This is a genomic window from Blautia sp. HA3515, from assembly GCF_059933065.1.
Genome location: NZ_JAYFUY010000080.1, coordinates 22320 through 32025, shown reverse-complemented (window position 1 = coordinate 32025; position 9706 = coordinate 22320). Strand labels below are relative to the sequence as shown.

Sequence of the window (9706 nt, the reverse complement as noted above, 5' to 3'; positions counted from 1 at the left end):
ATAGGCTGTGCTCTTCCGAATGATAGTTCTTGATGTCACTCATCCGGCATGTTTCATAACCCCATGCATGATCGATCAACAGCTCTGCATCAATCCCAAACATCTTATACAGCCAGTCTTCGGATCTTAAAGAAGCCATTGCAATATCACCCATTGTATGAATCCCGTAACCGGCTAGTTTTTTTTCAGTCCGGGATCCAATCCTCCAGAAGTCACTTAATGGTTTATGATCCCATAGCTGCTCTCTGTAAGAGAATTCATCCAGGATTCCAATATGGTCATCCACATGCTTTGCTACGATATCCATTGCGATCTTAGCAAGATACAGATTGGTTCCCACACCTGCAGTTGCAGTGATGCCAGTTTCCTCCATGACTGCCTGCATAAGCTTTACCGCCATTTCTTTTGCAGTAAGATGATAAAGCTGCAGATAGTTTGTCACATCAATAAAACACTCATCAACACTGTACACATGGATATCTTCTTTTGAGACGTACCGCAGATAGATTCCATAGATCTTTGCGGAATAATCCATATACAGCTGCATCCTTGGCATGGCTGTGATGTACTTCACACAATCCGGTATCTCATGGATCCGGCACCGGTTCTTGATGCCAAGAGACTTCATAGCCGGAGTGATTGCCAGGCAGATTGTTGACTTTGATCTGGTCGGATCTGCAACCACCAGGTTTGTTTTAAATGGATTCAGCCCACGTTCTACGCATTCTACAGAAGCATAAAAGGACTTCAGATCAATACAGATAATAGAAGTCTGATCCTGACTCACATTGCCACCTCCCATACGTCTTTCCTCTTTTTGTAACATGTATCCCATTTTGACTATCAATGATTGTCTATCCTTCCTGTTTTCATTGAATTACAGGAAATTCATTTCACATATCCATTGACAAAAGAGGAAATATTGTGTATCTTATAGGAAAGATGTTTCCCCTTATCTGTGATTCACATTATAGGAGAGATATCTCCCTTTGTCAAGATTAATTTTTATTTTTTAGGAGACACATTTCCCGTTTTGCCTTGAAGCGGCTAATGAAACTTATAAGACAAGGCTTAGAAAGAGGTATGTTTATGACATTCGGTGAAAAAGTAAGATCATTAAGAAAAGAAAAAAAGATGAGTCAGCAGGAACTGGCCAGCATGGTTGGTGTTTCATATAGGACCATTCGATCCTGGGAAGTAGAAGGACGTTTTCCAAAACAAAATGTTCTGTATCAGAAACTGGCAGATGCATTACAGTGTGACGTTTCTTATCTCATGAGTGAGAATGAAGCTTTTATCACAGAAGCATCCGAACAGTTTGGTAACCGTGGTGCCAGACAGGCTCAGCAGATTCTGGAACAGGCTGCAGCTATGTTTGCCGGTGGAGTCACTGACAGACGAAGATAAAATAGCTTTTATGGATGAGATCCAGAGCCTTTATCTGGATTCCAAAAGACGTGCAAAGAAATTTACACCGAAAAAATATCTGAAAAACCAAGAGGAAAAATAATAGAAGGCGGGATTATTGTACACCTAATCTGTTACCTTATAGTTACAAGGATATTTCTGCCCTTTTTATTTTTTACTTTTGAGGTGATTTATTTGAGAAACACTTACATATATACAGAAACAAAGAAATTAATCAAGAAATATGGAACCCGAGATCCATTTGAGATCATGGATCAGATGAACATTGTGGTCGGTGAAACTTCCAGATATAAGACACTGAAAGGATACTGTTTTATGAGCTGTAAGACAATCTATGTCATGATCAGCAGTTTCCTTTCAGAAGAAGAAAAGATGATCGTTGCCGCCCATGAATTAGGGCATATCATCCTGCATCGTTCCCAGCTGAAAATGGCTCCAATGCAAGATGATACCCTCTACAATATGACGGATAATACAGAATACCAGGCCAATCTGTTTGCTGCCGATCTTCTGATTGATGATGAGGAGATTGAAGATATGGTTCAGAACGAAGACCTGGATTATTTCGGACTCTGCAGCTCTTTGAATGCGACTCCGGAACTCATGAGCTTTAAACTATACAGCCTGGCAAAACGAGGCCAGGCTTATCATATGCCGATGGAGATACAGAGTAATTTTCTGGCGAAATAATAGCGGATAAGATTATTCTACAATAGAAAAACTATAGATTTATCTCACTGAAAGGAGGATCATTTATGTCAAGACATCATATAGAAAAGGTAACTTGTCCTTCCTGCCATCATGAGGGAGATTTTGAGCTCTGGGACAGTATTAATACTGCACTGGATCCTGAAATGAAAGAGAAGGTACTTAATCAATCTATTTTCCTTTATACCTGCCCGAGCTGTGGAGAGACCTTTCGTTTAAACTACTCCACACTCTATCACCAGATGGAAGATCTTGTCATGATTTATCTGGTTCCTGAATCAGAAGTAAAGAAGACATATGAAATATTTTATGAAAAAAATGCTTTGGCTGATTATCGTACCGAAAAGTACTTATACCGGATTGTGACATCAGCAAATCAGCTCGTTGAAAAGATCCAGATCTTTGATGCAGGTAAAGATGACAGGGTAATGGAACTTGTTAAATTACTTGCGACAGATTCTATTCTCAAAAATGATCCCGATATAGAATTTGATGAACTGCGCTTTGCTGTCGACGACGACGGAACAAATATTCTTGTAATCATTAATAAGGGTGAGATTACTGGTGCAGTTGACATTGACAATATGTATGAATTTGCTTCTTCACACTGCAATGATTTCAAGGATCTCCGCGATGATGATGAAATAGTTATCAATAGGGAGTGGATCCTTAACAAACTTGCCGAAGCAGAAAACGAATAGTATATTTGGTGGCTACACCCCCAAGCCCCTGTAGAATAAATAACGCCAGTACTGGATATCAAAAATCCCGCACCGGCGTTATTTATTAAAATATTTTGTTTTTTAATCTTCAACACTCTCTACTGAAACTTCTTTTTTCTTCCTACTTTTACCAGAAATCATCTTGTGTCCTGTATAAATAGCCATAATCATGCAAAGCAAAGAACTTGCTGCAAAGTACTTATGGCCTTCTTTTGATCCCTTATAACCTGTATAAAAAGTTCCAAGCATTGTAATCAGTGCACCGATAGACCAATATTTATGTGATTTCATTCAGATACCTCCTGCCGTTTTTCTTAATCATATACCTTTTAAAAGATATATACAAACTGGTATTTTGAATCAATCGACAAGCAGCTCGGATCTTCCACTATAAATTCATACCTTCAGCAAATAGGATATGGCAATAAAAATATATCCGGAGATTTCTCTTCCTACTGGATGCAGTCATCCTTAAAGATTTCACCAGTAGAACAAGTTGAACTTTTGAAAAATTTATATCGAAACAACTTCAACTTTACTCCTGCTAATATTCATGCCGTCAAAAATTCCATCCATCTTACCGCCTCTGAAAATGGAGAATTTATGGAAAAACCGGAACCGGACGAGTGAACGGGCAGGATATAAATGGCTGGTTTATAGGTTTTATAGAAAGCCAAAATAATACATACTTTTTCTCCACAAATATTCAAAGCGAACAACGTGCAACTGGTAGTAAAGCATCAGATGGTGCTTTATCTACTCGTATTGATTCGTCACATAAATATAAGCATCTTCCAACGTTGCAGGAATTGACATACACTCCAATTCTGGCTGTATTTCAGAAATCACTCTTAACTGCAATCCCCCCTCAACATACTGTTTAGATGTAATACGATACTTCTGTTCCACTTCTCTTGCTTTTCTCTCATCAGGTACTTTGCAAATCCAGATTTTCCCCTGTGCTTCTTCTGTCAAATTCTTCATAGAACCCGCATACAGAAATCGACCTTTATGCATAATTGCAAGCTGATTGCCAGGTGGCAGCTAAGTCTTCTACCACATGAGTTGAAAACAAAACCGTTCTGTTTTCAGAAAAATCTACTAACAAATTGCGGATGCGAATACGTTCCTCCGGATCTAAACCGGTAGTTGGCTCATCCACAATTAAAAATTCCGGTTCATTTAAAAGCGCCTGCACCAATCCTACCCGTCGCTTCATACCGCCTGATAACTGCTTCATTTTCTTCTTACGATGTTCTATAAGACTGGTCTTTTTCAAATAATAATCTATCCGCTTTCTACATTCTGCTTTCGGAACACCTGCCAGATCTCCCATATACTCCAAACACTCCTGAACCGTCAAATTAGGATACAGTTCAATTTCCTGTGGTAAATACCCTATCTTTCTTCGGATTTTTCTCATAGTTTCCTTCGCTATACAAAATTCCGTCTAATGTAACCATTCCGTTTGTAGGTTTAAGCACAGTGGTCAAAACTCTCATCAAAGTTGTCTTTCCCGCTCCATTTTCTCCCAATAGTCCAAATATCCCATTTGGTATATCTAAATCTGCATGGTCGGTTGCTGTGACACTATTCTTAAATCTTACCGTTAAAATCCTCAATATGAATACTCATTAAATTTACCCTCTCTTTTCTTACGATCTTCGGCAATGCCAGTAACAAAATCAGTCCGATACAAATACACAAGCCTTTCCCATACAGCCATGTAATATCGGCAGTATTTTCTATATCTCTAAAAGAATAAGAAAACAGATTCCATGCTCCAAAAAGTTTATCTCCACCTGTGGAATTTGTTGCTTACTCCATATCAAAAGACTGCTTCCAATTCCCATCCACATATTGCGAAAAAGCATAGACAATGTATTAGCCAATACTCCCCAAAAGAAAATAGTTACTTACAATCGCCCCAAAACAGGTAATAAACTGAAGTATTTCACTTTCTGTTACTGGATGTGTAATTGGTTTCTGAAACGCAAAAAACAATCCATATCCAAGAACAGCGAGCAGCAGCAAAAGAGTTCCCTGTATCATCAGTCTCTGTATAATAGAATAGATTCTCTTTTTTATCTGATACAGTCTCTGAACTTCGGAACGGTTGCTTGTTAATTTCCTGCACATAAGTATCTGCACAAAAAACAGCAGTCAATATCGCAAAAGGCGGCTCTATGGATAGTCCTATTTCATACGTGAAAACAACTGCACGAATCACACTTAAAATTACAACAAAGGATACTGCATAAGCAATTTTATAAAATGGCAGAACAATCTTCATTTCCTTCTTCATTTATATTCGCCTCCGCTTCCAAATCTGTATCGAAATCAGTATAATTACTACCGATACAATAATAAGAAAACTTTGATTTAAGAGCGCCATCGGGGGCGGTGTCGTATCAAAAAGCTGCCCCGGAAATCGTACCATGATTGCCAGAAGGTTTGCCCCCCAATATCCGTAAACTCCCTCTGCATTAGTTCCGCCCAAATTGGAATACACCATATAAAGAATCAAAAGTGGTACACCCGGAAGTGGATTTTTAAATATCAGTGAAATCAATGTATATATACTCACAATCATCGGCGTCTTCAGGCAATATATAAAGTACCGTAGAAGCCACAAAATCCCATAGTCGCACTTCAAATCCACTATCCTTTGTATAGATGCGGCACCATGCCCAAAACGAGTATATTCAAAATAGTTAGCACAAGCAAACAAATTGTAAATCCTGCACTCACTTTTCCCATTGCATCTTCTCCCCCGGCAGTAGCACAGGCTTTGTATGCAACAATTCATAAGTATGCTTTTTTGTATCTTGTAAAAATAAAACCGCCAACATAATAATTGCAAAAAACACCATATACAGACCCGCAAAATCAGCAAATTTTCTTGCGTAATAAAAAGAAAATGTCTTATCTTCCAATTTTTTATCTAGATATGCGTTCATTTCTTCTGCCGTTCCCTTATAATACGTACTGTCCTCGTATAAATACCTTGCCCCGTACCAGTCATATTCCTGCTCCAAATACGCATAGGCCTCTTTTAAATTCATGCTTTCCAGCTTTTCAATGACATTCTGTGCTTCTGAATCCGTCAATCCAAACACATCCGTTAATTTTATTTTTACCTTTTCATGCCATACCTCTCTGTGCTTTTCAGGCGTGGCTGGAATATAGCCCTCATACACTTCTCCTTCAACCGAAGTGTTGGACTGATCATTGATGATTTCCTCCCCCGTTGTAAGATAATGTGTGGTTAAATATGGACTTGTCGCATTAAACACACCATAAATCACAAGCAGAACACCTACCCAAAATAACGGTCGCTTTAGATAATTCCTAATCTCTCTTTTAAAAATAGCAATCATACGTATTCCTCCTTTCCTTCGTTATAGACATCATAAAATATAAATCACAACAAAAAGACAACAGCATAAAAAAATCGGACCGCTCATGCAATCCGATGAAATACTGCTGTTATTACAGCTCCACTCTGTTTTTCATTTTCTATCAGTAACTGACCACCATGCTTTTCACAATACAATCTGCTGATATACATGCCCATTCCTGAATGTTTCAAACTGTCTTTCACATTTTGCTGATAAAAAAGCTCTGTTGCCTTTTGCTTATCTATTGTAAATCCCACTCCATCATCCTTTATTCTGATCTGTAATTCAGAACAGGTAAGAAACACTTCCATTTCCACTTTTGTCTTGGCGTAACGAAAGGCATTTGACAAAAGGTTTTCTATAACCTCTAAAATCACTTCCTTATCTCCTGAAAATTTTTCTTCTGTTTCCGAACATTCTAATTCATATAGCTTTCCAAATTTTTTCCTAAACACGTTCATCTCTGCCCGTACGTCTATTTCTACCTGTTTACTGGTAATTTCTTCTGCTACTAACTCCCTTGTATCTAAACTGCTCATCTTTCGCATAGTTTCCACAAAGATATCCATACGTTCAATCTGTTTTTTGCTTTCATTTACCATTTCTAAGGCTTGCTCCATATTTATCTCTTTCTTTCGGAAGATATTCTGAAAGCATTTCCTGATACCCCTCCAGCACGCGAGCGGAGAACGTATATCATGTGCAATGGCAGCCCGCAAAGCCTTTTCTTCCTCAAGCATTTTCATAACTGTTGATTATTCTCTGCCAGCTGTCCTCTCATTCGTTCAAACTCTTTGCACAATCCGCCCATCTCATCTTCATTTTCATAAGTGATATGGAAATCTAAATTATTTCGACCAACTTGTCGGGAAGCCAGTTCTAATTCTTCGATAGGGCATTTCGGTTCATGCTTATAAAAAAGAAATACCGCTATAATACTCCCTGCAACAGATACGATAAGCACTGTAAATGTCTGAAGAAAATCACATATTTCCGATACATGATAATCAAATTCTTTCATTTCATAAGAATGTGGTCTCGGAACATCTGGCAAATACCTTCTACTTCATCCCCTTCAGCCATTTCAAAATATTCTTCTTGGTCTACGTTGATTTCCACCAAATGTTGTTTTGTACTGTGCTTGCTATTCGCATAATTAGTGCTGAAAGATAAAAACTAATTATTAAACTAATTATCATATACAAAACAATGGTTTTCCTTAACGAAAGATTTTTTATTTTGCCCATTTATATCCCCTCCCCATACCGTTGCAATATATTCGTGTTCCGAATACATTTTCATTTTCTTGCGGATTCTGCGAATCAACTCCGTAACCACCCGGCTGTCCCCTTCTGCATCATATCCGCCAATCTTCTCATAGATTCGTTCTTTATCAAATACCATTTCAGGGTTCATAGACAAAAATTCTATGATCTCATACTCTAATTTCGTCAGCTCTAAAGCATTCCCTTTAATATGTACACATTTACTGGCATAGTCAATCACTAATTCTCCATAAAACCTTTGTTCTTTCTTCCTATGTAAACGTTCTTCACGTTTCGAATGGGCAATAACACATTTCTAGCATCTAATTCTTTCAAACTGAATGGTTTTAAAACATAATCATCACCACCAGACAACAATCCCATTACTCGATCCTGTTCTTCTACTTTTGCAGTCAAAAAAATAATCGGACAGGAAACCATATCTCTGATTCTTCTGCACACTTCGAATTCCGTCCATTCCCGGCATATTTACGTCCAATAAAATAATATCAGGATTTGCACTTATCTTTTCCATTGCTTCTATGCCATTTTCTGCAATCATTACCGTATAATTCTTCAATGTAAAGTATTGATTCAGCATTTTTAGCAATTCTCTATCATCATCAACCATTAAAATTTTATAGTTCTAGTAAACTTCACCTCTGGCTCTAATGTTATCTTTTCCTTATAGTATAGCTTATAAAAAACAACAAATAAACAACAACAAATAAACAACAATTCCTAAAAGGCAACAGCCTTTCTAAACTGCCGCCTTTTCTCCTTCATTTTATTTCCATTATTGATAAACCATCTCTGTATCCACAATCTCCCTTGCACACGATTATATATTGTTCATTCTCGCTACCCATTCCATCTGATTTTCTGCCTTTAACTGTTCCGTGATCCCCTGTGCCTGTTTCATCTGCTCTACAATTCTTTCAAACCTTAAATACTTATAGTCATCTGTATCCAAACAAACAAGCCGAAGTCGCACAACAACTTGAAAATCTTATCAACGGAACAACAGTCCCAGATACTATTATAAAAAAGGAAAAAGAGCTCCTTCGAGCTCTTTTGATTCAGTTCTGTAAACTTGAATTTGTCTATTTCGATACTGTCGCCCTAATCGCACCTAAACAGTGGATTCTTACAACTCGGTTTTCATCGGTCACTGATAATTTTTGTAACTGTTCCACAAATGGCATAACAAATTCTGGTCTACGCTTGCCGAGAACCCTAAAGATTTCTGGTGCTTCCATTCTGACCTTGTCATTTACATCATATAGGAGCTTCTCAAATATTACCATATGATTCCCGTAAATATCAGGGGTGTCTCGTGGCGATATTTTCTGATGCCCAGATAAAGCCCAGTCTAACCTTTGCTTCATCATCAGTGGCAAAACGAAATAGATTCATCCAATACCGCTCAATCACACAGTAATCGCCACGACCGATTCTGCCTGTAGCATTAACCGCTCGTTCTCTCAAAAGTGGCACTGGACTATCATAGAAGGAAACTATTAACGGAACTACATCTCGCACAGCCAGAGGATATGCAAGACCCATCTCTCCAAGTAGCCAGAGTGCTTTTGCCTGTATTTTGGTGGACTCATGAGAAAGAAGAGAAGATACATATGGAATGCTCTCTTCCCATTTACTCTTATTATCTGTCAATGCACCAAGTTCTTTATAAAGTTCTGATTGGTCCAATCTATCGACTCCTCAAATTCCGATTTGCACTTCAAATCGTTTTCTTTATTCTATCATAGCATCCATTATTCCGCCATCAGTCTTTCGAACCAGGTATCCATGACAATGATAAACTGGCCTGCTCCTGGCAATTCTTGTAGCATTTCGTCAAGAGTTTTCTGTTTCACATATTTCTGCACATACACCCAACAGGCAATGCTACTGGCTTCTGATACAATGTCAGCTATGGTTTTGCGCATAAGCTCTTCAAATTCAGTAATTTCTTCTTTTGGGACAACATCATACAGTGTTGGTGCCTGATGACTTAATTTTACGCCATTTTCATTTGCATCTTTAAGCAGATTCTTAACTTTTTCTCTTGAATCCTCCGGTACTTTTATGTACTCCCACATAAATGCTACCACATCGGACGGTGTGTCTTTTTTAAGTGGTGGTAACTGAATATAATCATTGTTTTCGCTCATTTTCATAT

At 38.1% G+C, this 9706-nt stretch carries 11 protein-coding genes and 4 pseudogenes; 4 read left to right on the top strand and 11 right to left on the bottom strand.

Annotation, left to right across the window (positions count from 1 at the left end; genetic code table 11):
* On the bottom strand, nt 1–802 hold an 802-nt coding region (locus R1Y93_RS07375), incomplete at its 3' end, for a Y-family DNA polymerase (protein ID WP_500822281.1).
* Between the two features lie 287 nt (nt 803–1089).
* Between R1Y93_RS07375 and R1Y93_RS07370 the strand changes: the two genes are divergently transcribed.
* The 3 genes from R1Y93_RS07370 (at nt 1090) to R1Y93_RS07360 (ending at nt 2837) form a co-directional block, all read left to right on the top strand.
* Nucleotides 1090–1407: a helix-turn-helix domain-containing protein gene (locus R1Y93_RS07370; RefSeq protein WP_500822280.1), complete on the top strand. Its 318-nt coding sequence runs from the start codon at nt 1090–1092 to the stop codon at nt 1405–1407.
* A gap of 195 nt (nt 1408–1602) precedes the next feature.
* Nucleotides 1603–2118 carry an ImmA/IrrE family metallo-endopeptidase gene (locus tag R1Y93_RS07365; protein WP_500822279.1) on the top strand — a complete coding sequence of 172 codons (516 nt, stop codon included), beginning with the start codon at nt 1603–1605 and terminating at the stop codon, nt 2116–2118.
* 65 nt (nt 2119–2183) lie between these two features.
* Nucleotides 2184–2837: a CpXC domain-containing protein gene (locus R1Y93_RS07360; protein ID WP_029471597.1), complete on the top strand. Its 654-nt coding sequence runs from the start codon at nt 2184–2186 to the stop codon at nt 2835–2837.
* A gap of 102 nt (nt 2838–2939) precedes the next feature.
* Here the strand turns inward: R1Y93_RS07360 and R1Y93_RS07355 are convergent, their stop codons facing one another.
* Nucleotides 2940–3149 (bottom strand): DUF6219 family protein, encoded by a 210-nt coding sequence (locus R1Y93_RS07355; protein WP_008392833.1) that lies wholly within the window; start codon nt 3147–3149, stop codon nt 2940–2942.
* 54 nt (nt 3150–3203) lie between these two features.
* Here R1Y93_RS07355 and R1Y93_RS07350 point away from each other — a divergent pair.
* A pseudogene (locus tag R1Y93_RS07350) lies at nt 3204–3628 on the top strand (penicillin-binding transpeptidase domain-containing protein); the annotation flags it as partial.
* Here the strand turns inward: R1Y93_RS07350 and R1Y93_RS07345 are convergent.
* The 9 genes and pseudogenes from R1Y93_RS07345 to R1Y93_RS07305 form a co-directional block, all read right to left on the bottom strand.
* Nucleotides 3615–4493 (bottom strand): annotated as a pseudogene (locus R1Y93_RS07345) (ABC transporter ATP-binding protein). The pseudogenes R1Y93_RS07350 and R1Y93_RS07345 overlap by 14 nt on opposite strands.
* Nucleotides 4494–4812: 319 nt before the next feature.
* A complete protein-coding gene (locus R1Y93_RS07340; protein WP_500822278.1) occupies nt 4813–5163 on the bottom strand; it encodes a hypothetical protein in 351 nt (116 codons plus the stop codon).
* Between the two features lie 442 nt (nt 5164–5605).
* On the bottom strand, nt 5606–6238 hold the full coding sequence (locus R1Y93_RS07335; protein ID WP_500822277.1) for a hypothetical protein: 633 nt from the start codon (nt 6236–6238) through the stop codon (nt 5606–5608).
* Between the two features lie 83 nt (nt 6239–6321).
* The gene (locus R1Y93_RS07330) at nt 6322–6879 is read right to left on the bottom strand and encodes a sensor histidine kinase (protein WP_500822276.1); all 558 of its coding nucleotides are present in this window, start codon (nt 6877–6879) and stop codon (nt 6322–6324) included.
* A 122-nt stretch (nt 6880–7001) separates the two neighbouring features.
* Nucleotides 7002–7313 carry a HAMP domain-containing protein gene (locus R1Y93_RS07325; RefSeq protein WP_500822275.1) on the bottom strand — a complete coding sequence of 104 codons (312 nt, stop codon included), beginning with the start codon at nt 7311–7313 and terminating at the stop codon, nt 7002–7004.
* A gap of 180 nt (nt 7314–7493) precedes the next feature.
* Nucleotides 7494–8155 (bottom strand): annotated as a pseudogene (locus R1Y93_RS07320) (response regulator transcription factor).
* Between the two features lie 210 nt (nt 8156–8365).
* A pseudogene (locus tag R1Y93_RS07315) lies at nt 8366–8473 on the bottom strand (TnpV protein); the annotation flags it as partial.
* Nucleotides 8474–8847: 374 nt separating this feature from the next.
* Nucleotides 8848–9234, bottom strand: coding sequence for a HEAT repeat domain-containing protein (locus R1Y93_RS07310; RefSeq protein WP_500822274.1), 387 nt, complete (start codon nt 9232–9234; stop codon nt 8848–8850).
* 65 nt (nt 9235–9299) lie between these two features.
* Nucleotides 9300–9704, bottom strand: coding sequence for a hypothetical protein (locus R1Y93_RS07305; RefSeq protein ID WP_005334861.1), 405 nt, complete (start codon nt 9702–9704; stop codon nt 9300–9302).
* Nucleotides 9705–9706: the final 2 nt, after the last annotated feature.